This is a genomic window from Amycolatopsis sp. TRM77291, from assembly GCF_054166285.1.
The window spans coordinates 7,125,505-7,151,451 of record NZ_JBSZHF010000001.1; the positions used below are offsets into that span (position 1 = coordinate 7,125,505).

The window sequence follows — 25,947 nt, forward strand, 5'->3', positions numbered from 1 at the left end:
CTTACGTCGCGGGCGGTTCGAAGCGGCCGTCGACCGCGGTCCAGCCGCCGTCCACCGCCAGTACGGAGCCGGTGACGAACGACGACGCGTCCGAGGCCAGGTAGACGACGGCGCCCGCGAGCTCGTCCGGGCGCGCCCATCGGCCGAGCGCGCCTTTGGTCGCATAGGCGTCGTACCAGGCCGGATTCGCCTTGATCTGCGCTGTCAGCGGAGTCTCGACGACACCGGGCGCGATCGCGTTCACCCGCACCCCGGCCGGGCCGAACTCCGCCGCGGCCGTGCGGAACAGCTGCACCAGCCCGGCTTTCGTCGCCGCGTACGGCCCTTGGCCGGGCTCGACGGTGGTGCCGCGGATCGACGAGAACCCGATGATGCTCCCCCGCCCGCGTTCGACCATCCCGGCGCCGAACGCGCGCACGACCTCGAAGGTCGCGCCGAGGTTCAGCGCGATCACCCGGTCGAATTCCTCGCGCGTGTACTCCAGCAGCCGTTTGCGCACGTTGGTCGCGGCGGTCAGCACCACGACGTCGATCTCGCCGAGTTCCGCCGACGCCCGCGCTGCCGCACCGTCCGAGAGGAGATCGATCTCGTACGCCTCGCCGACGCCGGTTTCCTTGGCCGCGGCGACATCGCGGTCCGCGACGATCACTTCGGCCCCGTGCGCGGCCAGCGCCTTCGCGGACTCGCGGCCGATCCCGCTGCCACCGCCGAGGACGACGGCTCGCTTTCCGTCGAGCCGGAACAGGTTTTCGTAAGTCACGGGCGCAGCACCGCCATCCTCGTCACGGTCAGTTCTTCGACCGCGAACCGCGGCCCTTCCCGCCCGATCCCGGAATCCTTCACGCCGCCGTACGGCATGGTGTCGGACCGGAAACCGGGCACCTCGTTGACCACCACGCCACCGACTTCGAGCTCGTCGAGCGCGCGGAACGCCGTCTTCAGCGACGTGCTGAACACCGAGGCGTGCAGCCCGTAGCGCGACGCGTTGACCGCGTCGAACGCTTCGTCCACAGAGGACACAGTGCGGATGCAGACCACGGGACCGAAGATCTCCTCGTCCCAGCATTCGAGGCCGTCGGGCACGTCGAGCAGCACGGTCGGCCGGATCACCGTTCCGTCGACACCGCCCCCGACCAGCCGCGCTCCGGCCGAAGTCGCTTTGTCGACCCACTCCTGGACGCGCTGGGTGGACCCCGGGTCGATCAGCGCCGAGACTCGCGTCTTCTCGTCTCGGGGATCACCGGTGACGACCTCGCCGAGCCGCGCGAGTACCCGTTCGGTGAATTCCTCGGCGACCGCGTCCACGACCAGCACGCGCTGCACCGAAATGCAGGCCTGCCCGGACGCGTAGAACCCGCCCCGCAGCACGGCGTCCGCGGCCGCGTCGAGATCGGCGTCCTCCGCGACCACGAGAGCCGCGTTGGATCCGAGCTCCAGCAACGTCTTCGTGGGCGCGGCGTCGCGGGCAATCCGGTGCCCGACCAGCGCGGATCCGGTGAACGACACCGCGCCGACCCGCCGGTCCGCGACCAGCGCCGAGCCGACGGCCGCGTCACCGGTGACCAGCTGGACCATCGCGGGCAGGTCGGTCAGCGAGCGCACCAGATGCACTAGCCACAACGTCGCCAGCGGCGTCTGCGGCGCGGGTTTCACCACAACCGGGCAACCCGCGGCGATGGCGGGCGCGATCTTGTGCGACGCCAGCAGCAGCGGATAGTTGAACCCGGCGATGCCGACCACCACACCGATCGGCTTGCGTTTCCAGAATCCGGCCAGGCCGTCGCCGGAGGGCAGGAGATCGAGCGGCACGGTCTCGCCGTGCAGCCGCGAGACCTCCTCCGCGGCGGCCTGCCAGGTGACGATCGTGCGCGCGACCTCGACGCGACAGTCGACCAGCGGCTTGCCGGTCTCCAGCACCAGCAGCTGCTCGAACTCGGAACGCCGGGCCTCCAGAGCGGCGGCGACGTCGTTCAGGAGCGAACGCCGGGTACGCGACGGCAGCGCCGCGACCTGCTTGAACACCGCGACGGCCTCGTCGATCGCGCGCGTGGCCAGCTCCGGCGTCCCGACCGGCGCCCGGCCGATCTCGCTCCCGTCATACGGGAAGCTAACCGTCGAGTAGTCCACAGTGGACACCCAGCTGGCGCCGATCGGCAGCCCTTCCGGATACTCAGCCATCGTCCCCTCCCCGCAGCCTTGCCAGTTCGGCCCGCAGATTCGGCGCGGCCGCCAGCAGTTCCCTGGTGTACTCGTGTTCCGGCGCGTCGTAGACCTGGTCGACGTCACCGATCTCCACGATCTCCCCGCGCCGCATCACCGCGACCCGGTCGCAGACGTGCCGCACCACGCCAAGGTCGTGCGAGACGAAGATCAGCGTCAGCGAGTACAGTTCGACCAGCGACGCGAGCAGGTCGAGGATCTGCTTCCGCACCGAGACGTCGAGTGCGCTCACCGGCTCGTCCGCGATGAGGACGCTCGGATTCGGCGCGAGCGCCCGCGCGATCGAGATGCGTTGGCGTTGCCCGCCGGAGAACTGGTGCGGATAGCGGCCGGCGGCGTCTTCCGGCAGGCCGACGGCCTTCAGCAGCTCCGAAACCCGAGAGGGATCCCGGCGGCCCAACGGTTCGGAGATGATGTCGCGCACCCGCATCCGCGGATCGAGCGAACCCATCGGATCCTGGAAGACGATCTGCAGTTCCGACCGCAGGAAGCCGAGTTTGCGCTCCGGCAGCGTGTCGATCCGTTTGCCCTGGAACGAGACGCTGCCCGCCGTCGGCTTGTCCAGCGCGGCCAGCAGTCTGACCAAAGTGGACTTTCCCGAGCCGGACTCTCCGACGATTCCGAACCGCTGGCCTGCTTCGACGTCGAACGACACTCCGCGCAGCGCATGCACATCGCGGCGCGTGTAGCGGCGTTCAAGGTCCCGTACGGAGATCATCATCGGCTCGCCTCCAGATCCGAAGCGGCCAGAAGCTTCTTCGTGTACTCGTGGTTCGGCTCCGTGAGCACCTCGCGGGTCGTGCCCGCTTCGACGATCTCACCGTCCAGCATCACCAGCACCCGCTCGCACACCGACGCCACGACGGCGAGATCGTGCGTGATGAACAGCAGCGCGCTTTCCCGCTGCCGGACGCCGTCGAGGATCAGTTCCAGGATCTGCGCCTGCACGGTGACGTCCAGTGCCGTCGTCGGCTCGTCGCAGATCAGCAGCTTCGGGTCGTTGGCCAGCGCGATCGCGAGGACGACGCGTTGCCGCTGACCGCCGGACAGCTGATGCGGATACGCGCGGGCGACGCCGGGCAGCCCGACGGAAGCCAGCAAAGCCTCGGGATCCTTCCGGCCGTTGCGGTGGATCCGCATCGGCTCGGCCACCTGCGCGCCGACCCGCATCGCCGGGTTCAACGCGGTCATCGGCTCCTGGAACACCATCGACATCTCATTGCCGCGCAGCCGCGACAGTTCCTTCTCCGGCGCGCCCAGCAGTTCGCGGCCGTCGAGCTTCACCGATCCGGACGCGGCGAGTTCTTCGGGCAGCAACCCCATGATCGACAACGCCGTCAACGACTTCCCGGAACCCGACTCGCCGATCAGCCCGACCCGCTCACCCCGCGCGATGTCGAACGAGACGTCGCGAACCAGCCCGGAGATGCCGAGCCCTTGGACTTCGAGTGTCATAGCCGCGCCGCCAATCGGGGGTCGAGACGATCGCGGAGGCCGTCACCGAGCATGTTGAAGCCGAGGACGGCGATGGCGATCGCGACGCCGGGCACGAGCGCGAGCCGCGGGTGCAGGGTCAGGAACATCTGGGATTCCTGGAGCATCCGGCCCCACGACGGCGTCGGCGGCCGCGTGCCGAACCCGAGGAACGACAGCGCCGCTTCCGCGAGCACGGCGATCGCGAACGACACCGACGCCTGCACGATCAGCAGCCCGGAGATGTTCGGCAGCACGTGCCGCGCCGCGATGTTCAGCCGCGAACGCCCGGCCGACCGCGCGGCCAGCACGAACTCGCTGCTCATCACCTGCAGCGTCCCCGACCGCGCGATCCGCGCGAACGACGGGATGGTGGCGATGCCGATCGCCACCATGGCGGTCAGCGTGTCCGCCCCGAACACCGCGCCGAACATGATCGCCAGCAGCAACGCGGGGAACGCGAGCACGAGATCGTTGACCCGCATGACGAACTCGCCGAGCCACCGCGACGACATCCCGGCGAGGATGCCCAGCGGGGTCCCGATCACCGCGGCGATGCCGACCGCGACCACACCGACGTACAGCGTCGTCCGCGCGCCGACCATGAGCTGGCTCAGCACGTCGCGGCCGAAGCTGTCCGTGCCCAGCGGATTGGCTCCGCTGAAATCGTGCAGCCGGTTGGCCGCGTCGACCTTCACCGGATCGAACGGCGTCCACACGAACGAAAGCAGCGCGGCGACGACGATCAACGCGACCAGGACGCCACCGATGACGAGAGTACGGCTACGCATCAGGAACCCCGCAATCTCGGGTCGAGCACCGTGTAGAGGACGTCGACCACGAAGTTCACCAGCAGCACGCCGACCACCAGGACCAGCACGATCCCCTGCACGGACAACAGATCCCGCGACGCCACGGAGTCGAGCAGCATGCTGCCCAGCCCCGGCAGGACGAACACGCGCTCGACGACGACCGCGCCGATCAGCAGGGTCGACAGTTGCAGGCCGAGCACCGTCACCACCGGCACGGCGGCGTTGCGCAGACCGTGACGGAACAGCGCTTGGAACGGCCGCAGCCCCTTGGACCGCGCCGTGCGCAGATAGTCCTGGCCCAGCGTGTCGAGCACCGCGGACCGGACGTAACGCGTGAGCACCGCGCCCTGCACGAGCCCCAGCGACAAGGCGGGCAGAACGAGACCGCGGAGGAATTCGCCCGGATCCTGCACGGGCGGTGTCCAGCCGCCGGAGGGCAGCCAGCGCAACTGCACCGCGAAGATCTGCACCAGGATGATGCCGGCGAGGAACGCGGGAATCGCGACGCCGATCTGCGACAGCCCGGAAACCGCGGTGCCGTCGGCGTTCCGATGCCGCACCGCGGCGAACGTCCCGGCCGGGACGGCGATCAGCAGCGCCACCAGCATCCCGGCGCCGACCAGCCACAGCGTCACGCCGAGGCGGTCGGTCAGGGCGGGCCCGATCTCCTCGCGCGTGACGTACGAGCGGCCGAAGTCGCCTTGCAGGACACCGCCGATCCAGTCGAAGTACTGCGTCACCAACGGCCTGTCGATACCGAACTCGGCGCGCGTCTTCGCGACCAGCTCCGGCGTCGCGTTGACGCCCAGCGCGACCTGCGCCGGATCACCCGGCAGCACGGCCATGAACAGGAACACCACGATGGACGCGACCAGCACGCTGGCCACGAGAATCCCCAGGCGGCGGAGCACCTTGACCGTCATCGCGGCGCCAATCCCGTGAGATCGAAGGACTCGCTGACCTGGTTGCGGACGAACCCGGTCACCTTGTTCTTCGCCACGATCACGTTGGGGAACAGGAAGAGCCAGTCCGCGGCGGCGTCTTCGGACAGCCGCCGGGCGACCTGGCGCATCGCGTCGACCTGCTCCTGGGGTGTGCCCGCGTCCGCCTTCGCCAGGTTCTGCTGGACGGGCTTGCTGTCGTAACCCCAGTAGTACTTCGGCCTGCCGAACGTGACGATGTCGCGCGCCTCGACGTGCTGGATGATCGACAGGTCGTAGTCGCGGTCGGTGAAGACCTGCTTGAGCCACACCGCCGGGAAGTCCAGCGGCTCGATCGTCACCGTGACCCCGACGTCCGCCAGCTGCGACGCCACCACCTGCGCTGCCGAAACGGCGTACGGCAGGTTGGGAATCCTCAGCCGCAGCGAGGGATTCGGCTGCCCTGCTTCGGCGAGCAGCGCTTTCGCCTTCGCGGGATCGAACGGGTACGCGTTCGAAAGGTCCTCGTACCAGGGATCCGTCGGCGGGACCATACTGCCGATGAGCGTGCCGCGGCCGCCCCAAGCCGTGTCCAGCAAGGCCTTCCGGTCGATGGCGTACGACAGCGCCCGCCGCACGCGGACGTCGTTCAGCGGTGGGCGCGCGTTGTTGAACGCGAGCGTGACCTCGCTGTTGGTGGTGCCTTCGACGACGGTGAACCGGTCGTCGCTCTGGAACTGCGGGATCGAATCCGGCACGGTGATCGCGGAGATGACGTCGATCCCGTTGCTGAGCAAGGCGTTGTTGAGCGCCGTCGGATCCTTGATGTACTTGAGGACCACCGTCGAGTAGGCCGGTTTCCTGCCCCAGTACGCGGGATTCTGCTTGAGCACGATGGAATCGCCGCGCCGGCGCGAGGACACCGTGTACGGCCCGGTGCCGATCGGTTTGTTCGCCAGATCCGCGACGCCGGTGCGGCTGAACATCGCGCCGAGACGGCTGGTGAGGCTGAACAGCCAGCCGTTGCTGGGTTTGGTGAGCACGACCCGCGCGTGGTCCGGCGCCACGACGTCGACCCGGTCGACGACGTCCATTGTGGACTTGATCGACACGGTCCAGTCCGTCTTCACGCGCATCAGCGAGAACTTGACGTCCTCGGCGGTGAACGGCGTCCCGTCGCTGAACTTCGCGTCCTTCCGGAGCTTGAAGTCGTAGGTCCTGCGGTCTTCCGAGATCGTCCACGATTCGGCGAGCAGCGGCACGATCTTCGCGTCCGCGTCGAGTTTCACCAGGCCCTCGTAGACGTTGTAGAGCAAGGCCTGCGGGATGGCGGCGCCGTCCGTGCGGGTGAAATCGAAGTTCGCGGGTTCGGCGGTGTAGCCGATGGCGAGCGTGCCGGGATCCTTGGCGACCGTGGCACTCGAACCGGCGGAGCAGCCGGACGCCACCAGCAGCAACGCTGCCACTGCCGCCTGAATCCGGGCTTTCATCCTGCCCCCTGGCCGGTAGACTGGTCTGACCAGTAAACCAGACGAGACGGCAGGGTCAAGATGGAATTCGAGCCGGTCGCCCCTGTCCGCGCATACCAGCGTGTCGTCGAACAGATCGAGGAAGCCGTGTTCAGCGGCCGGATCAAACCGGGCGACCGCCTGCCGAGCGAACGCGAGCTGATGGTCCAGTTCGACGTCGGCCGCTCGACCGTGCGCGAGGCGCTGCGCGTACTGCAGGCGGCGGAAATGATCCGCTCGCGGCCCGGCGATCCGCGTGGGCCCGAGGTCCTGGCCGCCTCCCCCGCCGCGTTGCACCGGTCGATGCACCGGCTCGCGCGGGCCGACCACATCGGCCTCTCCGAGCTGTTGCAGTTCCGCATGGTCCTCGACGGTTCCGCACATCTGCTCGCCGCGCAGCTCAGGACCGACGCCCATCTCGCCGAGCTCGGCACGGCGCTGGAGGCGATGCGCGCGGGCGTCTCGAAGGGTTTCGCGGAGTTCTCCCACGCGGACGTCGCGTTTCACGAGGCCATCGCCCGCGCGACCGGGAATCCGCTGCTGGTGATCAGTGGCGAGGTCGTCCGCGGTGTCGTACTGGAGCTCATCGAGGACAAGCTGGAGCACGCCGACGACCGGACGGCGCTGATGCGCAACTGGCTGGCACACCACGAAGAGGTACTCGGCGCGATCCGGGACTCCGACGGCGAACGCGCTTCTCGTCTCGCGAAGCAAGCGCTCTACGACAACTACGCCGAGTACGTCCCCGAGGAGGAACGTCGCCTCTTGCGGCCCCTGCTCGCTTGACCCGCCCCTACACTCGCTCAGGTGGGGGATATCAAGAAGCCTTCGACGACGCGCCAAGGTGTCGGTCTCGCCCTGTCCGGTGGCGGCTACCGCGCGATGTTGTTCCACACCGGGGCGCTGTGGCGGCTCAACGAACTCGGCTGGCTGTCGAAGATTTCGACCTTCTCGAGCGTCTCGGGCGGCTCGATCGCCGCGGGTGTGCTCGCGCACGCGTGGTCGGAGCTGAAGTTCGAGAACGGTGTGGCGGACAACTTCTACGACGAGGTCGTCGCGCCGGTCCGGAACCTGGCGCGCACCCGGCTCGACATACCGGTCACCTTGCTGGCCATGGCGATCCCGTGGCGGAGCGCCGGTGAAGAACTCGCGCGCGTGTACGCGAAACACCTGTTCGGCGACTGCTGCCTCAAGGACATCGACCCCGGCGGCCCGCAGTTCGTCTTCACCGCGACGAACCTCCAGGACGGCGCGCTGTGGTGGTTCTTCCGGCAGGACGGGCCGCACGGGAACATCCCGCTCGCGACCGCGGTGGCCGCGTCGTCGGCGTTCCCGCCGATGCTCTCACCCGTCGTGATCCAGGATCCGCATTCGGACGACCGGAAACGCAAGATCGTGCTCAGCGACGCCGGCGTCTACGACAACCTCGGCCTGGACCCGGTCGAAGGGCACGCGACGGTGCTGGTCAGCGACGCGGGCAAGCGGATGAAGATCAGGCGGAAGGTCCCTCGTGACTGGGGACGGCAGCTGCTGCGCGTGCTCGACGTGATCGACAACCAGGTGCGCGAGCTGCGGAGGGGCGCGCTGCTGAAGTCCTATGTGGAGAAGGATTTCAGCGGCGCCTACTGGGGTTCCTACGTCGATCTCGAGAACTTCGAGCTCGAGGATTCGCTGACGGCGCCGGTGGATCTCACGCACAAGCTGGCGGAGACGCCGACGCGCCTGACGAAACTGCCGGAAGTGCTGCAGGAGCGGTTGATCAACTGGGGTTACGCGGCCTGTGACGCGGGGATGCGGAAGTGGGTCGACACCGAGGCGGCCGCTCCCGCCGGGTTCCCGTTCCCGGCCGCCGGCTTGGGTTGAGCGCGTCCCCGGATGGGAAAAAAGGTCCTTTCCTCGCATATTCCGCGAGGAAAGGACCTTTCAAAGCGCTCGTCAGGCGACCAGGTTCGCGTAGACGATGACGTTGTCCTTGTAGCTGTGCTCTTCCTGGTCGAAGACACCACCACAGGTGATCAGCCGCAGCTGCGGCTTGTCCGTGTTGCCGTAGACCGCTTCCTCGGGGAACTGGTCCTTGGGCACCTGGTCCTTCTTCTCGACCACGAACTTCAGGCTCTTGCCGTCGCTGCGGTCGACGAGCACCTCGTCACCCGGGTTGACGTCCTTGAGCTTGTAGAAGATGCCCGGCTGCTTGTTGCCGTCGACGTGGCCGAGCAGGATCGCCGGGCCGACGTCGCCGGGCACCGGGGAGAGCTGGTACCAGGCGGCCTGCATCGGCTTCTTCGCCGAAGGGACGGCCATCTTACCGTCCTTGTTGACCGCGACGGCGATCAGGTTCGACTCCGCGCCGATCTTGGGGATCTTCACGTTCGTCGGCCTGGTGCCGCTGAACGGCTTCGTGACCGGGACGGTCGATTCCGCCGGCGCCTGCTGTGCCGCGGGTGCCGGTTCCTCGGAACCGCACCCGGTCAGCGCGAGGGAAAGGACCAGGGCGGCCGCGAGCGCGCGGCCACCCCTCCTCAGGAACTTCGTCGACATCGATCAGGCCGCGGTGGCGCCGAAACCGGTCTCGATGCCGCCCTTGGGGGCGTACTTGACCTGCTTCTCCGGCTTGCCCGGGGTGGCCGAGCCGCCGCCGATGGCACCCTCGAACTCGATGTCGGCCTTGCCCGGCTTGCCGTCGCAAGTCCAGGTGAAGGTGCTGGCGTTGCCCTTGAAGGACTTCTTCACCTTCACGATGTAGACCCAGTACCGGCCGTCGTCCTCGGCCTGGTTGCTGTACACGATGTCGAAGTCCGGCGCCGAAACGTTAGACGGCTCGCCCGAGTCGCAGGCGACGACCAGCGCGCCGTAACCGTTCTCACCGACGTAGCCGGCGCCGACGTTGTCGACGTAGGGCTCCTCCGGCGGGGCGGTGGTGGTGGTCGGCTTCTCCGAGGTGGAGGTCGGCGACGGCTTGCCGGAAGTCGGCTTGCCGCTGCTCGTCGGCGTCGGCTCCTGCGAGGACGACGAGGCCGGGGCGCTCGAGTCCGGCGGGGCCGTCGTCACCTTGCCGCCCGAGTAGGACGGCGGGGCCGGAGTCGAGGTCACGGTCTCGCTCGACGGAGCCGGCGGCGTGGTGGTCGTGTCGGTCTGCGCCATCGCGACCGGCGTCACGGCCAGCGAGATGACGGCGCCGGCCAGCACCGCGCCCGCGAGGCGGCCCAACGTCTTCTTCAAAATGATCTCCCAGTGGAAACATCGCAACACAGGGTGACCCCCACCCTGCCACCACCCGAAAGGAATCCCACGTTCGAGTGACAGCGTGATCCTGCCGTAAAAGTACGGAGGGGCGTAGCGGATAAGGCGTGACAAGAACCACCGGGAAAACCGGTAACGCTGGAATGAGCTTGCCCGATACATGGGCCCGAAAGTCGCTCAACAGAGGGAAAACCTCGCGGCGACGAAGGAATGTTAACACCCGGAGGGCCGGAACGGTTGCGTTGCGGAAGTATTTCTTCCCCGGCCGCCGAACGGCCCGGATTCGCCGCTCACCCTGGCCGGATCCCCTTTTTCCGAAGACTCTCCGCACTCGCACTACCGACCGGTTCACACTTTCGGACCACTTTCGGTGAACCCCTGACCATTTACGGCCGGACATTGGTGCCCGGCAACCCGAAGATCACGATCAGAACACCAGGAACAAGGCCACGGCGAGGGAGACCGCGCCGAGGAGGCCGGCGACGAACAGCCAGGGCTTCGGAGACGTCCGGTTCCGTACCGCCCGGCCACCGCCCACCAGCGCCAGCAAGAGCCCGAGACCGAACCCGATCGCGGGCAGGAAGGTGGCGAAGGTCCGGTTCTCGGCGGTACAGGCCCAGATCGCGTCGTCCGGACAGGACGACGCCGCGAGCTCGGCCAGCAGGCCCGCCGCGACGATCGCGAGGAAGCCGAGTACCAAGAGCCAGAACAGGCCCCACAGCAACTGACCGAGCCGCCGGGGTGGTTTCGTCTCGTCCACGTGCTAGCCGAGCGCCGAGGCCAGATCGGTCCAGAGATCTTCCGGATCTTCGAGCCCGACACTGAACCGGACGAGCCCGGCGGGCACGTGGGCGTCGCCTGCCAGCCACGCCCGCCGCTCGACCAGGCTCTCCACCCCGCCGAGGCTGGTGGCGGCGCGGATCAGCCGCAGCGAACCGATGACCTTGTCCGCGGTCTCGGCGTCCGGGAGTTCGAACGCGATCATCGTGCCGGAGCCGGGATAACGCACCCGCGTGATGGCGGGGTGGTCGACCAGCCGCGCGGCCAGCAGCGCGGCCGTGCGCGTCTGCTCGGCGAGACGGACCGGGAGCGTCCGCAGCCCGCGCAGGGCCAGCCACGCTTCGAGCGCCCCAGGGGTCGCCCCCAACCTGGTGCGCGCGTCGCGCAGGCTCTTCGCCACACCCTCGTCGGCCGCGATGGTCAGGCCGAGCAGCAGGTCGCTGTGCCCGCCGATGAGTTTCGTCGCGCTGTGCACGACGATGTCGGCGCCCAGCTCCAGCGGCCGCTGCCCGAGCGGCGTGGCGAACGTGTTGTCGACGGCGACCAGGCCGTTCGCGGCGGCGGCGATCGTCTCGATGTCGATGACGTCGAGCGTCGGGTTGGTCGGCGATTCGAGCCAGAGCAGGTCGGCGTCCGCGACGGCGACCCAAGCGGCCGTGTCGTCCGGCGCGATCTCGGTCACCACCAGGCGCCCGGTGCGCTGCGCGTGGGCGAGCAGGCCCCGCGACCCCGCGTAGGAGAACGTCGGGACGCAGACCTTCGCGCCGACGGGCAGGGTGTCGACGACGGCGCTGAGCGTCGCGATCCCCGAGGCGAACGCGGTGGCGTGCCCGCCTTCGAGCGCGCCGATCGCGGCTTCGAGGGCCTCCCAGGTCGGGGTGCCGTCCTCCCGCGAATACGCGCGGTCGGCGCCGGCGTCGAAGGTGCTCGCCGCGACGATCGGCACGTTCAACGGTTCGCCGGGGCCCTCCGGACGTCCGGCGGCGACGGCGAGGGTGCGGGGTGACCAGTCGTTCGTGTCCACCCCGCCACCGTAAACCGTCGCCTGCTAGTGCGCGTAGACCTCGAACTCGTAGAGGGAGTAGCCGTACTTGGTGCCGCGCTGGACACCGGCCATCCGGACATGACGGGCGTCCACGGCTTCGAACGCGACGTTGTCCTTCCCGCCGTCTCCGTCCACTATGGACGCCACTTCCCGCCAGTTCGTCCCGTCCGACGAGACCTGCACCTTGTACGCCTTCCCGTACGCGGACTCCCAATGCAGGACGACCCGGGAAACGCGCTGCACCGAACCCAGGTCCACGGTGATCGACTGGTCGTCGCTCCAGTCGCTCGCCCAGCGCGTCGACAGGTCGACGTCGATCGCCTTGGACGGCGGCGAGTTGTACCAGCCCGTCTCGTGGCTGGACGCGCTCACCGAGCGGCCGGTGGCGAGATTGGCGATGTTGTCGCCGCGTTTCGCCGGGAACTCCACGACCTGCTGGAAGGTCGGCCGGTTCTGGGTGCTCATCTTGTCCTGCGTGATGCCGCCGAGCGCGCGGTGGATGATCGTGTCGGCGCACCACTGGTCGCCCGCGGCGCAGTCGCCGTCACCGGGGTAAACGGTGTTGGCGGGCTGCGCGGCCGCCTGCGTCAGCGAGTCGAGCAGCACCTGACGGCAGGCGTTGACGTCACCGCCACCGCAGTACTTCACGGCGAGCGGACCGGCGACGGGCTGGCCGAGCACCGAACGGATGTCCTTGTGCACGTAGCCCCACCAGCCGGACTGGTACGACGAACCGGCGTGTCCCTGTCCGACGTGCTTACCGGGGACCTCGTTCTGCCAGCCCGACGGCGACTCGTTGATCTTCAGCACCCCGACCATGTGACCGTAGGCGTCGCCCATGCCCGGTTTGAACTGGGCGTTCACCAGCAGCGGCCACCAGGCGTCCATGATGCGGATCGCGTCGGCGTTGGCGTAGACCTTGCTCCCCGGCGAGGTCTCGGAGCGCAGGCCGCCCGCGGCGAGCCACGTCTTCAGCTTCGCCACCGCGTCCGCGGCCGGGCCGGTCACCGGCGCCTTGTCGATCACCTTGAACAGCTCCGGCAGCACCTTCTCCGCGCGGAGGTCGGCGAGCGCGGCCTCCTCCATGGCCTGCGTGAGGTTCACCCGCGTCACCTTGGTGCCACTGGAGATCATCTTCTTGACCCGCGCGTCGATCAGATCGCCGCGGTGCACGGAACTCTTGTCCGCGCCGCTGGCCGCGTAGCCGTTGGCCTGCGCGTTGTTCCAGCTGATGTAGTAGTCCTGGTTGATCGACTGCGGATGCTGCGACGACGGCGTGTAGTTCGCGAGGTTGCCGTCGGGGTTCCAGCCCTGCCAATCGAATCCGGCGTCACCCTTCACCGGCATGGCCGGGTCGACGTTCGGGTCGCGGACCGGGTTCGAGCCCGAGTTGAAGTACGCGACGTCACGGGAGTCGGCGTAGAACCAGTTGTAGGTCTGGTTGACGTCGGCCGCCGCGGCCTGGAAGTCCTGCGCGGACTTGATCGCGTCCGGGTCGTTGAACTTCTGGAAGCCGATGATCGTGTCGATCTCGTGCTGGAACGTGGACCGCAGCGACGCGTACGCGACCGGTTTGCCGCCGACCAGCGCCCGGCTCGTCACCGGACCGTATTTGGTGCGGAAACTGCGCAGCGTGTACGAACCTGCCGCCGTGCCGTCGGCGACGGTGGGCTTCCAGGCGTTCTTGCGTTCGACGATCTCGAACGGCAGGCACTGGCCGCGGAACCGGTAGAAGTTGGAGTTCTTGGTCGGCGCGGAACCGTTCTGCTCGCACAGTTCGACGGCGTAGGTGTCGACGATGTCCTGCGACGCCGACGTCGCGCTCCACGAGTAGTCCTTGCCGCGGCCGAGCAGCACGTACATGCTGATCCCCGCGAACGAGGCGCCGCGGGCGCTGATGCCGGGGCCCTGGATTTCCTGCAGCATCAGCAATTGCGGCGCGAAGTAGCCCGCCTGCGGGCCGAACACGGCGACCGGGTGACCGCTCGCGGTCTTGGCGCCGGAGACCACCAGCGCGTTGGACATGCCGTGTTTCTCCGACAACAGGTTGCCCGGCAGGACGCCGTCGTCGAAGATGCCGCGGACGGCCTTCTGGTCCTCGGGCGCGGGAACGTCCACCTTGGCCGGTGTCGCCGTCCCGGCGGAACCGGTCGGATCGAAGACCAGCTGCTGCCCGGTGACCGAACCCTTGTCCGGCATCGCGGCGCCCTGCGGATTCGACGGCGCCTTGCCGTAGTCGAAGGTCTGTCCATTGTGGAGCGTCTTGACGGTCTCGGGGTCGTCCTCGGACCGCAGGCTCCGCCAGACCTTGTCTCCTTGTTCGAGGCCGTACTTCTCCTGCATCGCCATCTTCGCGATGGCGTTCTGCACCTCACCGCCACCGCCGGCGCCGAACTGCGCTCCGACGACGGCGGCGAGGACGACGAGGTCGGTGAGCTTGAACGGCTCGATGGTGCCGGCGTTCGTGATCGCGTCGACGTGCCCGGTGAGCACGTACTCGCCGGGGAAGTAGCGGCCGCTGTGCGCGTCGGAGATGTACTTGTTGACACCTTGGACGTAGGCCTCGGCGTCGGCCTTGCCCTGCGCGCCGCGCGGACCACTGGCCGCGGCGTTGTCGACCTGCTTCTGCAGTTCCTGTTCGGTGTACGGCGCCGAGGCGAAGAAGCTCTGCTCGAGTTCGCGGTTGCCTTGGGCGCCACCGGCGAACGAGGTCAGCTGGCCGCGGCCGACGCGGCGCATGATGTCCATCAGCCACAGGCGGTCCTGCGCGGCGGCGTATCCGGCGCCGTACATCGTGCCCGGCCGCGTCGTGCCGACGATCCGGGGCACGCCGGTCGCCTTGTCACGGGTGATCGTCACGTCCGAACGCGGTTTGATCGTGCTTTCGACCTGCCCGGACGGCACCCCGAACGAGGCGTCGTTGAAGAACTGGTTGATCTTGTCCGTGGTCAGCGTCTTGTAGCCGTCGGCGAGCGAGGCGTATTTGCCGAGTTGATCGGCCGAATGCGCGGGCCGGGTGCCGAACGCCTTGTGCGCCAGGATCTCGGCGAGGGTGGCGTTCCCCTTGGTGCCGGGCGGGAGGATGTCACCGCACTGGCCGCCGCAGTAGTCGTCGAGCGCGGCCGCCACCACCGAGCCGGGTGGTGCTTCCGCGGCGTTCGCCTGGAGTGCCGGGACGGTGCCCGCCACCAGCGTCAGCCCCGCCAGCGTCGTCAAGACCCGTATGCCTCGTCGCATGAAAGACCTCCGTCGTCGGAGAGTGACGAGGCGCACACTACCCACGGGTATCCGAATTTGTGAAGACTATTCGCGTTCTTGCCACCGTTCGGCGGAACACTCGCCCTGCGGACCCGGGACCAGCGGATGTAGCTTGTGGACATGTCTTTGGAGAAGCCCCAGATCGACCGCCCCGAGGGGCCCGCGCCGTCCGACCTGGAGAAGTCCGACATCACCGTCGGAGAGGGCCAGGAGGCGAAGGCCGGCGACACCGTTTCGGTGCACTACGTCGGCGTCTCGCACTCGACCGGCGAGCAGTTCGACGCGTCGTGGGACCGCGGTGAGCCGCTCCGCTTCGGCCTCGGCGCCGGGCAGGTCATCCCCGGCTGGGACCAGGGTGTGGCCGGTATGAAGGTCGGCGGCCGCCGCAAGCTGGTCATCCCTCCGCACCTCGCTTACGGCGAACGCGGCGCCGGCGGCGTCATCAAGCCGAACGAGACTCTGATCTTCGTCGTCGACCTGGTCGGCGTGAACTGACCCACACCCCCGCACCACCAGACCCGGCCCCTAGGCCGGGTCTTTTTCTTTGTTCAGCCGCGGAGGAAGTGCCGGAGATCGGAAGCGGGCTTCAGCATGGCCTCACCCGCGGCCAGCTTGTCGACGAAATCATCGAGCTGGACGTGGTCCCAGGCTCCGAGCTCGACCCCATGCAGATGGGCCGACAGCCCGTCTGCTTCGACGTTCACGCAGAAGCCGACCACGTGCTCGTCCGGCTTGTACCGCTCGCGGAACGTGACCCCACTGCCCACCGCCATCTCGTCGACCACCGCGACCCCCAGGCCCCCAAGCCGACCACCCCACCAACCGCCACCGACAGCACCGTGGGGGTCCGGGGGGCTCGGCCCCCCGGGTACTGACGAGCGACGACCTCACGAAAGAAGGCCCCGTCGCGCTAGCGAAGGGGCCTTCAACCAAGAGTGGGCGAGGAGGGAGTTGAACCCTCACGTCCTTTCGGACACACGGACCTGAACCGTGCGCGTCTGCCATTCCGCCACTCGCCCGAGTGCTTCGTTCTCTGACAGCTCGCAAAGCGTAGCAGGCGGATTTCGCGGGTTTCACCGGGGGCCGTGTCCGACTGGCCGTACCCGGATAGGATCGACGGGGAAGCACACGTGTGAGGAGGGTTGCCCGGTGGGCCGCGTCGAACGCTTTGACAGACGGCTCGAGAACCTCGTGGGCAATACCTTCGCGCGCATGTTCGGTGGCAACGTCGTCACGCAGGAAGTGGCGGTGGCGCTTGAGCGCGAGAGCGAGGAGAACGTTCGTGAGCTGGCCGGTGGTCGACAGCTCGCTCCCAACCACTACATCGTGTCGTTGGGGCAGGCTGATCACGAACGTATGGCCGGCGACGAGCGTCGGGTCACCACGGTGCTGGCGGAGGCGGTCAAGGAACACCTCGCCGAGCACGGATGGGACACCTATGGTGACGTCGTAGTTTCGCTCGAGCGCAACGAGGCGCTGCATACTGGACAGTTCAAGACCCGTTCGTCCGTCGATCCCGACGTCAAGCCCCACGGCGCCGAAGGTTCGCCACGGTCGGCACGACCCAGCAACGCAGGAGACCCAGCAATGAGCCAGCCCCCCGGCTACGGCCAATACGACCAGGGTGACCCGTACGGCCAGCAGGGCCAGTACGGCTACGGACAGCAGGCTGGCCAGCAGCAGCCCGGGTACGACCAGGGTTATGGCGGCCAGCAGCAGGGCGGCTACGACCAGGGTTACGGCGGCGCGCAGCAGCCCGGCTACGACCAGTACGGCGGCGCGCAGCAGCAGCCCGGGTACGACCAGGGTTACGGCGGAGCCGCGCCTCAGCCCGGCTACGACCAGTACGGCGGCCAGCAGCAGGGCGGCTACGACCAGGGCTATGGCGGCGCGCAGCAGCCCGGCTACGACCAGTACGGCGGCGCGCAGCAGCAGCCCGGGTACGACCAGGGTTACGGCGGAGCCGCGCCTCAGCCCGGCTACGACCAGTACGGCGGCCAGCCGCAGCAGGGCGGCTACGACCAGTACGGCGGTGGCCAGCAGCAGTACGGCCAGCCCGCCGCGGACCCGTACGCGCAGGGCGGCGGCTACGGCGGCCAGCCGGCGGCCGGTCGTCAGCTCACCGCGAGCCTCCAGCTGGACGACGGCTCGAACCGTTCGTACTCGCTGAAGCAGGGCGGGAACGTCGTCGGCCGCGGCCAGGACGCCGACTTCCGGCTCCCGGACACCGGCGTCTCGCGCCGTCACCTGGAGATCACCTGGGACGGCCAGAGCGCGACGCTCGCGGACATCGGTTCGACCAACGGCACGACCGTCAACGGCACCCCGGTGCAGACCTGGCAGCTGGCCGACGGCGACGTGATCCGCGTGGGCCACTCGTCTCTCGTGTTCCGTACGCAGGGCTGACCGGCGGCGTCCGGAGGGGGTATCGCAGAATTGCGGTGCGGGGCCTGTGGTGGATCGGCACCTCGGGTCGTACGCGGAGAGCAGCGCTGTCCGGAGCCGACCATCCCGGACGGCACGGGCTCTCCGCGGCGTACAGGAGAAACGGGAGCGGACACAACAAGTGCCAGAGCTGGTCGTTCAACTCACCAGGGTGGGCTTTCTCGTGCTGCTCTGGCTCTTCGTGTTCGCCGCGTTGCGTGTCGTCCGGTCGGATCTGTACGCGGCCTCCGGGCTGCGAGTCGCCGTGCCGACGTTCGGTCGCAAGAAGAAGAAGGAACCCAAGAGGCCGCGCGGCGGGAAATCGCCGCAGCAGCTGCTCGTGACCCATGGTGCGCTGGCGGGAACCAGGATCGCCTTGGACGGCAGGCCGATCCTGATCGGCCGCGCCGACGACTCGACCCTGGTGCTGGACGACGACTACGCGTCGACCCGCCACGCCCGGATCGCCCTGCGCGGGGAGGATTGGTACGTGGAAGATCTGGGCTCGACGAACGGGACGTACCTCGACCGGGCTAAGGTCACGGCACCCCTCCGGGTCCCGCTCGGAGTCCCCATCCGGATCGGCAAAACGGTGATCGAGCTTCGCCCATGACTCTCGTCCTCCGCTACGCGGCTCGCAGCGACCGGGGCCTGGTGCGTTCCAGCAACCAGGACTCCGTGTACGCCGGTCCCCGCCTGCTCGCCCTCGCCGACGGCATGGGCGGCCACGCCGCGGGTGAGGTGGCCAGCAAGGTCGTCATCGCCTCCCTCGCCCCACTCGACGACGACGATCCGAGCGACGACCTTCTCGCTCAGCTGCGTGAGGCCGTCCAGAACGGCAACGCGGCCATCGCCGAACTGGTCCAGCAGGACCCGGACCTCGACGGGATGGGCACCACCCTGACCGCCGTGCTGTTCGCCGGTTCGCGGATGGGTGTCGTGCACGTCGGTGACTCGCGGGCGTATCTGATGCGCGGCGGTCAGTTCTCGCAGATCACGCGGGACGACAGCTTCGTCAACGAACTTCTCGAACAGGGCCGGATCACGCCGGAAGAGGCCGCGGTGCACCCGCAGCGGTCGCTGCTGCTGAAGGCGCTCACCGGCCACGAGGTCGAGCCGAGCCTGACCGTGCGCGAGGCCCGCGCCGGTGACCGGTACCTGATCTGCTCGGACGGCCTGTCCGGCATGGTCAGCGACGAGACGCTGTCCGAGGCGATCCAGATCCCGGATCCGCAGGCCTGCGCCGACCGGATGATCGAGCTGGCGCTCAAGGGCGGCGGCACGGACAACGTCACGGTGATCATCGCCGACGTCGTCGACGTCGACTTCGGTGAGGACGCGCCCATCGTGGGCGGCGCCGCCGGGGACGGCAGCGACGAATTCCACCAGGGCGACTCCCCCGCCGCCCGCGCCCGCGCGCTGACCCAGCCCGCGCCGCAGCCGCGGCCCGAGGTCCAGCCCCAACAGGAGGACCCGAAGGTCAAGCGCCGGAGGCGATTTCGCTGGCTGGCGGGAGCGGTGGTCGTCCTGATCGTGCTGGCCGCGGCGGCGATCGCCACGCGGTATTTCGTGCTGAGCCAGTACTACGTCGGCGAGGGTCCCGGCGAGGAGGTCGTGATCTATCGCGGCGTCCCCGGCAGCGTCCTCGGCATCGACCTGCACGCCTACGAGCAGGGTTCGTGCCCGCCGGGCGGGCTGTGCACCGACAAGCTCCTGGTGCCCGCCCTTCAGGAGGACGCGCGGATCGCGGTGAAGAACGGCGTCAAGAAGGACAACCTCGACGACGCCCGCAAGTACATCGACGACTTCCTGCGCCCGCACAAGCAGCTGGCCGATTGCAAACCGGCCGCCAGCTCGACTTCCACGCCTCCCGCGTCGTCGCCGCCCCCGGCGTCGTCGGCATCCCCTTCGACCCCCGCCTCGCCGAGTTCGGCGAACCAGCCTGCGGGGAGGGACTGCTCGACGCCGGCACCGGCAGCACCAGGGGGCGGTAATTGATGAGCACGCCGCTCGCCGATCCGGCTTCGGCCCAGTTCGCCACGAACCCTCCGCGCGAGCTGCCCAAGCGGCGCGGTACCGAACTCGTCCTCCTGGCGTTCGCGACCTTCATCGTCACCGTCGCGCTCGTGCTGGTGGAGGCGAACCAGGAGCAGGAGCTCACCAGCTCGATCATCTGGCTGGGGCTTTCGTACCTCGCGGTGCTGACCGCGGCGCATCTGGCGGTCCGCCGCTGGGCGCCGTACGCGGATCCGGTGATCCTGCCGTGCGTCGCGCTGCTGAACGGGCTCGGCCTGGTGATGATCCACCGGATCGACCTGGCGCTCGCGGAACGCGCGCTGCAGCAGGGCAAGGAATACACGCCGGACGTCACCAAGCAGGTGCTGTTCACGGCGATCTCGCTGGTGCTGTTCGTGGTGGTCCTGGTCGTGATCAGCGATCACCGCACGCTGACCCGCTACGGCTACACCTGCGGCCTGGTCGGGATCGTGGCGCTCGCGCTGCCCGCGGTGCTGCCGTCGAGCCTGTCCGAGGTCAACGGCGCGAAGGTCTGGATCAAGCTGCCGTTCTTCTCGATCCAGCCGGGTGAGTTCGCGAAGATCCTGCTGATGATCTTCTTCGCCTCGTTCCTGGTGACGAAACGCGACCTGTTCATGGTCGCGGGCAAGCGGATCGTCGGCGTCGAACTGCCGCGCGCCCGTGACCTCGGCCCGATCCTCATCGCGGCGGCCGCCTGCCTCGGCGTGCTGGTGTTCGAGAAGGACCTCGGCACGTCGCTGCTGTTCTTCGGGGTCACGCTGGTGATGTTGTACGTCGCCACCGAACGGATCATCTGGGTCGTGCTGGGGGTCGGTTTCTTCGCCGCCGGCGCGATCATCGCCTACAACCTGTTCACGCACGTCCAGCAGCGCGTCCGGAACTGGATCGACCCGCTGGCCACCTACGACGACCCCGGCGGCGGCTACCAGGTCGCGCAGGGGCTGTTCGGGCTCGGCACCGGCGGGGTCGGCGGGACCGGCCTCGGCGCCGGACGGCCGGACATGGTCCCCGAGGCCAAGACGGACTTCATCACCACCGCGATCGGCGAGGAACTCGGCCTGATCGGGCTCACGGCGATGCTGATGCTGTACCTGATCCTGGCGATGCGCGGGATGCGCAGCGCCCTCGCCGTCCGCGACACCTTCGGCAAACTCCTCGGCGGCGGCCTGTCGTTCGCCCTGGTCATGCAGATCTTCGTGGTCGTCGGCGGCGTCACGAACCTGATCCCGAACACCGGGATCACCGCCCCGTTCCTCTCCCGCGGTGGTTCCTCACTGCTCGCGAACTACATCCTGGTGGCCCTCCTGCTCCGAATCTCCGACGCCGCCCGCAAACCCGCCGTGCGGCCGAAGCCGCAGCAGCCGCAGGCGCCGCTCGCCGAAGCGCACACGGTGATGGTCCAGCGGCCGCCCGCGAACGGTGAGGGGAGCCCCTCGTGAACACCCCGCTCCGCAAGGTCGGTGTCGCCATGCTCGTCATGGTGGTGCTCCTGATGGCCAACGCCACCTACATCCAGGTGGTCAAGGCCGACGACTACCGCACCGACTCGCGCAACGTGCGCGTGCTCTACGACGAGTACTCCCGCCAGCGAGGCCTGATCGTGACGCCCGACGGCGCCGCGCTCGCGAAGGTCGACCCGTCGAACGACAAGTACAAATTCATCCGCACCTACGCCGACGGCCCGATGTACGCGCCGGTCACCGGCTACTACTCGATCAACTACGGCTCCGGCGGCCTGGAGCGGTCCGAGGACGACGTCCTCAACGGCTCCGACCCGCGGCTGTTCGTGCGGCGCCTTTCGGACATGGTCACCGGCCGCGACCCGCGCGGCGGGAACGTGCGGCTGACGATCAACCCGGCCGTGCAGAAGGCCGCGTACGACCTGATGACGCAGAAGGGTTACACCGGCGCGGTGGTCGCGATGGAGCCCAAGACCGGGCGCATCCTCGCGATGGTGTCGACGCCGTCGTTCGACCCGAACAAGCTGGCCTCGCACACCACCAAGGAGCAGGTCGCGGCCTGGTCGCAGTGGCGCGACGACCCGAAGAAGCCGATGCTGAACCGCGCGATCTCGGAGACGTACCCGCCGGGTTCGACGGCCAAGTTGCTGGTCACCGCGGCCGCGCTCGAGGACGGCAAGACCGCGGACATGCCGGTCAACACCGCGCCCAACGTGAAGCTCCCCGGCACGCAGACGACGCTGGAGAACTACGGCGGCGCGGCCTGCAAGGGCAGCACGCTGAAGGAAGCGCTGCGGTACTCGTGCAACGTGCCCTTCGCCGAGATCGCGGGTGAGCTCGGCAAGGACAAGCTGAACGCGACGGCCAAGAACTTCGGCGTCGGCGAGGACCTGACCGTGCCGATGCGTGTCGCCGGCTCCTCCCTCGGCCCGCTCGAATCGAAGGCCGCGCTGTACCAGAGCGCCATCGGCCAGCGCGACGTGCGGCTGACGCCCCTGCAGGACTGCCTGCTCTCGGCGACCATCGCGAACAACGGGATGGCGATGAAGCCGCAGCTCGTGCAGTCGCTGCTGGCGCCGAACCTGTCGACCATCGAGGACTACACCCCGACCGAACTGACCGGTGACGCCGCGATGTCCAGCGCGAACGCCGCGATCCTGCGCGACATGATGCTGGCGTCGGAAGAGAACACGAAGGGCGCCGGCAAACGCGGCGACATCCAGATCGCCTCCAAGACCGGCACCGCCGAGCACGGCAACGACCCGAAGAACACCCCGCCGCACGCCTGGTACACCGGGTTCGCGCCGGCGATGGACCCGAAGATCGCCGTTTCGGTGATCGTCGAATCCGGGGGTAACCGCGGGCTCGAAGCGACCGGTGGCACCGTGGCCGCGGAGATCGGCCGCGCCGCCGTCAACGCCATGCTCGGGGGTGGATAGCGGATGCTGTCCTCGGGTCAGCTGCTGGCCGACCGGTACAAGCTGACGAACCGGATCGCCGTCGGCGGGATGGGCGAGGTCTGGCAGGCCAGTGACACGCGGCTGGACCGGACGGTCGCGATCAAGATCCTCAAGGCGGAGCTGTCCGGCGACGCGGAGTTCCTGCACCGGTTCCGGACCGAGGCGCGGATGACGGCGTCGCTGAACCACCCCGGCATCGCCGCGGTGCACGACTACGGCGAGACGGTCGCGGACGAGCTGTCGATCGCGTATCTGGTGATGGAGCTGGTCGAAGGCGATCCGCTGGCCGCGATCATCACCCGCGAAGGACGGCTGAACGCCGAGCGCACCCTGGACATCCTCGAACAGGCCGGTAACGCCCTGCAGGCCGCGCACGAAACAGGTCTCGTGCACCGGGACGTCAAACCGGGCAACATCATGGTGACCCCGGCCGGACAGGTGAAGATCACCGACTTCGGTGTCGCGAAGGCCGCCGACGCCGCCCCCGTGACCAGGTCCGGCATGGTGATGGGCACCGCCCACTACATCGCCCCCGAGCAGGCGCTCGGGCACAACGCCGAACCGGCGAGCGACGTCTACTCGCTGGCCGTCTGCGGCTACGAATGCCTCACCGGGCACCGGCCGTTCCTCTCGGAGAACGCGGTGACCGTCGCGATGATGCACATCCGCGACCTCCCGCCGCCGCTGCCGCCGGACGTGCCGCCGGGCGCCCGCGCGGTCATCGAAGCGACCCTGATCAAGGATCCGCGACAGCGGTACAACAGCGGTGGCGAGTTCGCCGCCGCTGTGGCCGCGGTCCGCGCCGGGCTTCCGCTGCCGACGCCGTCGGGGCTGGTCAACGTGGCCTATTCGGCGGGCCAGCCCGTGCTGCCGCAGCAGGTCCCGCCCGGCCCGCATTCGCCGCCGAACCCGATGGTGGCCGTCGGGCCGGCGTCGCATCCGGCGATGCACCCGGTCGGCGGCCCGCCGCCGATGGCGGTCAGCCGCCTGCCGGGCAGACGGCCACAATGGGGCTGGTGGGTGCTGCTCGCGGTGATCCTGATCGCAGTACTGGTGGCAGGAGCCTTCCTCATCGTGAGACTGGTCGGTTCGGGCAACGGACCGCAGTCGGGCGGCGTGGAAACGAGTGAACAGGTGCCGGCTCCGGGTAAGAAGTCTGAAGGTCCTCCGCCGACATCCGCATACCCAGCGGTGCCGACGGAGGGCGGCACCGAGGAGCCGGCCGGACAGGCGAATCCGGGAATGATGAGCAGCAAACCTTGGACGGAATGGAACGGCACGCAGAGATGAGCACACCAAGACTGCTCAGCAACCGCTACGAGCTGGGCGAAACGCTCGGCTACGGAGGCATGTCGGAGGTCCACCACGGCCACGACGTGCGCCTGGGCCGGGAGGTGGCGATCAAGATCCTGCGTGCCGACCTGGCGCGGGATCCCCAGTTCCAAGAACGTTTCCGTCGCGAGGCACAGAACGCGGCGGCACTGAACCACCCGGCGATCGTCGCCGTCTACGACACGGGCGAGACGAACACCGAGTTCGGCCCGCTGCCCTACATCGTCATGGAGTACGTCGAAGGACGGACTCTGCGGGACATCGTGAAGACCGAAGGGCCGATGTCGCAGAAGCGGGCGATGGAGGTCATGGCCGACGTCTGCGCGGCACTGGACTTCTCGCACCGGCACGGCATCGTGCACCGCGACGTCAAACCGGCGAACGTGATGATCACGAAGAACGGCGCCGTCAAGGTGATGGACTTCGGCATCGCGCGCGCCATGCACGACGGGCAGTCCGCGATGACGCAGACCGCCGCGGTGATCGGCACGGCGCAGTACCTCTCGCCGGAGCAGGCGCGCGGTGAGTCCGTCGACGCGCGTTCCGACGTCTACGCCGCCGGTTGTGTGCTGTACGAACTCATCACCGGCGAGCCGCCCTTCACCGGCGACTCGCCCGTGGCGGTGGCGTACCAGCACGTCCGGGAAGACCCGAACCCGCCGTCGTCGGTGAACCCCGCCGTGGCGCCCGAGCTCGACGCCGTCGTGCTCAAGGCGCTCGCGAAGGGCCCGGCGAACCGCTACCAGTCGTCGGCGGAGATGCGTTCGGACCTGGTCCGCACGCTGTCCGGCCAGCGTCCGGCCGCGCCGATGGTGATGTCGGAGGACGAGCGCACCCAGGTCATGGACTCCGACCGCCGGGTGCCGCAGCGCTACGACCAGTACGAGGACGAAGAAGAGGACCCGGCCGCGAAGAAGAAGCGGCGTGCCTGGCTCATCGCCGGTCTCGTGGTCTCGCTGGCGGCGGTGGTGCTGCTGATCATGTGGCTGTCCAACGCGTTCAGCAGCACCGGCGCGGAGAGCAAGGCGATCCCGAAGGTCACGGGCCAGTCCGAGGCCTCCGCGAAGGACACGCTCCGGGGCGCGGGCTTCAACGCGTTCGAGCCGACCAAGAAGGTGCCCTGCACCGGGGAGCCCGTCAACGGCTTGCCCGCCTGCGACGAGAACATGATCGACAAGGTCATCGCGATCAGCCCGGCCGAGGGTCAGGTGACGCCGACCACGGACAAGATCACGCTGACCATCGGTGCGAAGCCGGAGAAGGTCAAGACGCCGGACCTCAAGGGCAAGAGCGTGGCCGAAGCCACGGCCGCGCTGACCGAAGCCGGCCTGAAGCTCGGCGCGACCACCGAGGAAGAGACCGAAGACACCAACGAGGCCGGCAAGGTCATCTCGCAGAACCCGGCTTCGCAGGCCGAGGTCGACCAGGGTTCGAAGGTCGACATCACGGTCGGCAAGTCCAAGGAATTGAAGACGGTCCCGAACTACAAGGGCAAACTTCAGACCGAGGCCGAAGCCGGGTTGAAGGCGGCCGGGTTCACCCCGCAGAGCACCAACGTGGACTCCGATCAGCCCAAGGGCACGGTGCTCGAGCAGACCCCGAACGGCGGCAAGCTGCCCGTCGGCAGTGTGGTCAAGCTGTCGGTGTCGAACGGCAGCCAGGAGACCTTCGACATGCCGAACCTGAAGGGCATGACAGACGACCAGGCAATCCGGCAGTTGCAGCAGTTGGGCTGGTCAGGTCAGCTGGACACTCAGGCCGACAAGAACGGCGACCGGGATCAGGCGGGCAAGGTCAGCAAGACCAACCCACAGGCCGGGGCGAAGGTCGCCAAGAACGCGCCGATCACGCTGTTCATCGTCGAAGGCGATGAGACGCCGACGTCGACGTCGAGCTCGCGGCTTTTCCCGCCTGGATGATCGATAGCTGAGCAAGAGGGCCCCGCACGGTTTCGTGCGGGGCCCTTTTGCTTGCGGCA

General features: G+C 68.5%; 23 protein-coding genes and 1 tRNA gene. 10 read left to right on the top strand and 14 right to left on the bottom strand.

Annotated features, from left to right (window positions below; genetic code table 11):
- Position 1 precedes the first annotated feature (1 nt).
- Genes ACXIZN_RS33200 through ACXIZN_RS33230 form a run of 7 tightly spaced genes read right to left on the bottom strand, consistent with a single transcriptional unit; the run spans position 2 to position 6,915 of the window.
- Positions 2-760, bottom strand: coding sequence for an SDR family NAD(P)-dependent oxidoreductase (locus ACXIZN_RS33200; RefSeq protein WP_457958942.1), 759 nt, complete (start codon positions 758-760; stop codon positions 2-4).
- A complete protein-coding gene (locus ACXIZN_RS33205; protein ID WP_457958943.1) occupies positions 757-2,178 on the bottom strand; it encodes an aldehyde dehydrogenase family protein in 1,422 nt (473 codons plus the stop codon). The genes ACXIZN_RS33200 and ACXIZN_RS33205 overlap by 4 nt, the downstream gene beginning before the upstream one ends.
- On the bottom strand, positions 2,171-2,941 hold the full coding sequence (locus tag ACXIZN_RS33210) for an ABC transporter ATP-binding protein (RefSeq protein ID WP_378343642.1): 771 nt from the start codon (positions 2,939-2,941) through the stop codon (positions 2,171-2,173). Before ACXIZN_RS33210 ends, ACXIZN_RS33205 begins: the two co-directional genes overlap by 8 nt.
- On the bottom strand, positions 2,938-3,675 hold the full coding sequence (locus ACXIZN_RS33215) for an ABC transporter ATP-binding protein (protein WP_457958944.1): 738 nt from the start codon (positions 3,673-3,675) through the stop codon (positions 2,938-2,940). The genes ACXIZN_RS33210 and ACXIZN_RS33215 overlap by 4 nt, the downstream gene beginning before the upstream one ends.
- On the bottom strand, positions 3,672-4,484 hold the full coding sequence (locus tag ACXIZN_RS33220) for an ABC transporter permease (protein WP_457958945.1): 813 nt from the start codon (positions 4,482-4,484) through the stop codon (positions 3,672-3,674). Before ACXIZN_RS33220 ends, ACXIZN_RS33215 begins: the two co-directional genes overlap by 4 nt.
- Positions 4,484-5,428: an ABC transporter permease gene (locus ACXIZN_RS33225; protein WP_457958946.1), complete on the bottom strand. Its 945-nt coding sequence runs from the start codon at positions 5,426-5,428 to the stop codon at positions 4,484-4,486. Before ACXIZN_RS33225 ends, ACXIZN_RS33220 begins: the two co-directional genes overlap by 1 nt.
- On the bottom strand, positions 5,425-6,915 hold the full coding sequence (locus ACXIZN_RS33230; RefSeq protein ID WP_457958947.1) for an ABC transporter substrate-binding protein: 1,491 nt from the start codon (positions 6,913-6,915) through the stop codon (positions 5,425-5,427). Before ACXIZN_RS33230 ends, ACXIZN_RS33225 begins: the two co-directional genes overlap by 4 nt.
- 60 nt (positions 6,916-6,975) lie before the next feature.
- Between ACXIZN_RS33230 and ACXIZN_RS33235 the strand changes: the two genes are divergently transcribed.
- Complete coding sequence (locus tag ACXIZN_RS33235; protein ID WP_457958948.1) at positions 6,976-7,719, top strand: FadR/GntR family transcriptional regulator; 744 nt, start codon at positions 6,976-6,978, stop codon at positions 7,717-7,719.
- A gap of 21 nt (positions 7,720-7,740) precedes the next feature.
- Positions 7,741-8,796, top strand: coding sequence for a patatin-like phospholipase family protein (locus tag ACXIZN_RS33240; protein ID WP_321183638.1), 1,056 nt, complete (start codon positions 7,741-7,743; stop codon positions 8,794-8,796).
- Between the two features lie 72 nt (positions 8,797-8,868).
- On the opposite strand, the gene ACXIZN_RS33245 is transcribed toward ACXIZN_RS33240, so the two are convergent.
- The 5 genes from ACXIZN_RS33245 to ACXIZN_RS33265 form a co-directional block, all read right to left on the bottom strand.
- The gene (locus ACXIZN_RS33245) at positions 8,869-9,471 is read right to left on the bottom strand and encodes a class F sortase (RefSeq protein ID WP_126734805.1); all 603 of its coding nucleotides are present in this window, start codon (positions 9,469-9,471) and stop codon (positions 8,869-8,871) included.
- A gap of 3 nt (positions 9,472-9,474) precedes the next feature.
- Entirely contained in the window at positions 9,475-10,152 is a 678-nt protein-coding gene (locus ACXIZN_RS33250; RefSeq protein WP_457958949.1) for a hypothetical protein, read from the bottom strand.
- 448 nt (positions 10,153-10,600) lie between these two features.
- Positions 10,601-10,933, bottom strand: coding sequence for a hypothetical protein (locus tag ACXIZN_RS33255; protein ID WP_126734803.1), 333 nt, complete (start codon positions 10,931-10,933; stop codon positions 10,601-10,603).
- Between the two features lie 3 nt (positions 10,934-10,936).
- A complete protein-coding gene (locus ACXIZN_RS33260; RefSeq protein ID WP_457958950.1) occupies positions 10,937-11,977 on the bottom strand; it encodes a trans-sulfuration enzyme family protein in 1,041 nt (346 codons plus the stop codon).
- Positions 11,978-12,001: 24 nt separating this feature from the next.
- Positions 12,002-15,235 carry a penicillin acylase family protein gene (locus ACXIZN_RS33265; protein ID WP_457958951.1) on the bottom strand — a complete coding sequence of 1,078 codons (3,234 nt, stop codon included), beginning with the start codon at positions 15,233-15,235 and terminating at the stop codon, positions 12,002-12,004.
- Between the two features lie 141 nt (positions 15,236-15,376).
- Here ACXIZN_RS33265 and ACXIZN_RS33270 point away from each other — a divergent pair, with 141 nt between their 5' ends.
- Positions 15,377-15,751: an FKBP-type peptidyl-prolyl cis-trans isomerase gene (locus ACXIZN_RS33270; protein ID WP_457958952.1), complete on the top strand. Its 375-nt coding sequence runs from the start codon at positions 15,377-15,379 to the stop codon at positions 15,749-15,751.
- 53 nt (positions 15,752-15,804) lie between these two features.
- On the opposite strand, the gene ACXIZN_RS33275 is transcribed toward ACXIZN_RS33270, so the two are convergent.
- Both ACXIZN_RS33275 and ACXIZN_RS33280 read right to left on the bottom strand, forming a co-directional pair.
- A complete protein-coding gene (locus ACXIZN_RS33275) occupies positions 15,805-16,041 on the bottom strand; it encodes a DUF6228 family protein (RefSeq protein ID WP_457958953.1) in 237 nt (78 codons plus the stop codon).
- Positions 16,042-16,192: 151 nt separating this feature from the next.
- Positions 16,193-16,275: transfer RNA gene (locus ACXIZN_RS33280), tRNA-Leu, on the bottom strand.
- A gap of 130 nt (positions 16,276-16,405) precedes the next feature.
- Here ACXIZN_RS33280 and ACXIZN_RS33285 point away from each other — a divergent pair.
- The 7 genes from ACXIZN_RS33285 to pknB all read left to right on the top strand — a co-directional run bounded on the left by ACXIZN_RS33285 (position 16,406) and on the right by pknB (position 25,888).
- A complete protein-coding gene (locus ACXIZN_RS33285) occupies positions 16,406-17,662 on the top strand; it encodes a DUF3662 and FHA domain-containing protein (protein ID WP_457958954.1) in 1,257 nt (418 codons plus the stop codon).
- A gap of 160 nt (positions 17,663-17,822) precedes the next feature.
- Positions 17,823-18,293 carry an FHA domain-containing protein FhaB/FipA gene (locus ACXIZN_RS33290; RefSeq protein ID WP_126734798.1) on the top strand — a complete coding sequence of 157 codons (471 nt, stop codon included), beginning with the start codon at positions 17,823-17,825 and terminating at the stop codon, positions 18,291-18,293.
- Positions 18,290-19,678 carry a PP2C family protein-serine/threonine phosphatase gene (locus tag ACXIZN_RS33295; RefSeq protein ID WP_126734797.1) on the top strand — a complete coding sequence of 463 codons (1,389 nt, stop codon included), beginning with the start codon at positions 18,290-18,292 and terminating at the stop codon, positions 19,676-19,678. Before ACXIZN_RS33290 ends, ACXIZN_RS33295 begins: the two co-directional genes overlap by 4 nt.
- Complete coding sequence (locus ACXIZN_RS33300) at positions 19,678-21,156, top strand: FtsW/RodA/SpoVE family cell cycle protein (protein ID WP_457958955.1); 1,479 nt, start codon at positions 19,678-19,680, stop codon at positions 21,154-21,156. The genes ACXIZN_RS33295 and ACXIZN_RS33300 overlap by 1 nt, the downstream gene beginning before the upstream one ends.
- A complete protein-coding gene (locus ACXIZN_RS33305) occupies positions 21,153-22,616 on the top strand; it encodes a peptidoglycan D,D-transpeptidase FtsI family protein (protein WP_457958956.1) in 1,464 nt (487 codons plus the stop codon). Before ACXIZN_RS33300 ends, ACXIZN_RS33305 begins: the two co-directional genes overlap by 4 nt.
- A gap of 3 nt (positions 22,617-22,619) precedes the next feature.
- On the top strand, positions 22,620-23,927 hold the full coding sequence (locus ACXIZN_RS33310) for a protein kinase domain-containing protein (RefSeq protein WP_457958957.1): 1,308 nt from the start codon (positions 22,620-22,622) through the stop codon (positions 23,925-23,927).
- The gene (pknB, locus tag ACXIZN_RS33315; protein WP_457960664.1) at positions 23,924-25,888 is read left to right on the top strand and encodes a Stk1 family PASTA domain-containing Ser/Thr kinase; all 1,965 of its coding nucleotides are present in this window, start codon (positions 23,924-23,926) and stop codon (positions 25,886-25,888) included. Before ACXIZN_RS33310 ends, pknB begins: the two co-directional genes overlap by 4 nt.
- The last annotated feature ends 59 nt before the right edge of the window (positions 25,889-25,947 follow it).

Coding starts and splice junctions, on each gene's coding strand:
- pknB (WP_457960664.1), top strand. CDS start 23,924: ATGAGCACACCAAGACTGCTCAGCAACCGCTACGAGCTGGGCGAAACG.
- ACXIZN_RS33300 (WP_457958955.1), top strand. CDS start 19,678: ATGAGCACGCCGCTCGCCGATCCGGCTTCGGCCCAGTTCGCCACGAAC.
- ACXIZN_RS33245 (WP_126734805.1), bottom strand. CDS start 9,471: ATGTCGACGAAGTTCCTGAGGAGGGGTGGCCGCGCGCTCGCGGCCGCC.
- ACXIZN_RS33225 (WP_457958946.1), bottom strand. CDS start 5,428: ATGACGGTCAAGGTGCTCCGCCGCCTGGGGATTCTCGTGGCCAGCGTG.
- ACXIZN_RS33220 (WP_457958945.1), bottom strand. CDS start 4,484: ATGCGTAGCCGTACTCTCGTCATCGGTGGCGTCCTGGTCGCGTTGATC.
- ACXIZN_RS33265 (WP_457958951.1), bottom strand. CDS start 15,235: ATGCGACGAGGCATACGGGTCTTGACGACGCTGGCGGGGCTGACGCTG.
- ACXIZN_RS33235 (WP_457958948.1), top strand. CDS start 6,976: ATGGAATTCGAGCCGGTCGCCCCTGTCCGCGCATACCAGCGTGTCGTC.
- ACXIZN_RS33310 (WP_457958957.1), top strand. CDS start 22,620: ATGCTGTCCTCGGGTCAGCTGCTGGCCGACCGGTACAAGCTGACGAAC.
- ACXIZN_RS33215 (WP_457958944.1), bottom strand. CDS start 3,675: ATGACACTCGAAGTCCAAGGGCTCGGCATCTCCGGGCTGGTTCGCGAC.
- ACXIZN_RS33210 (WP_378343642.1), bottom strand. CDS start 2,941: ATGATGATCTCCGTACGGGACCTTGAACGCCGCTACACGCGCCGCGAT.
- ACXIZN_RS33205 (WP_457958943.1), bottom strand. CDS start 2,178: ATGGCTGAGTATCCGGAAGGGCTGCCGATCGGCGCCAGCTGGGTGTCC.
- ACXIZN_RS33230 (WP_457958947.1), bottom strand. CDS start 6,915: ATGAAAGCCCGGATTCAGGCGGCAGTGGCAGCGTTGCTGCTGGTGGCG.
- ACXIZN_RS33270 (WP_457958952.1), top strand. CDS start 15,377: ATGTCTTTGGAGAAGCCCCAGATCGACCGCCCCGAGGGGCCCGCGCCG.
- ACXIZN_RS33295 (WP_126734797.1), top strand. CDS start 18,290: ATGACTCTCGTCCTCCGCTACGCGGCTCGCAGCGACCGGGGCCTGGTG.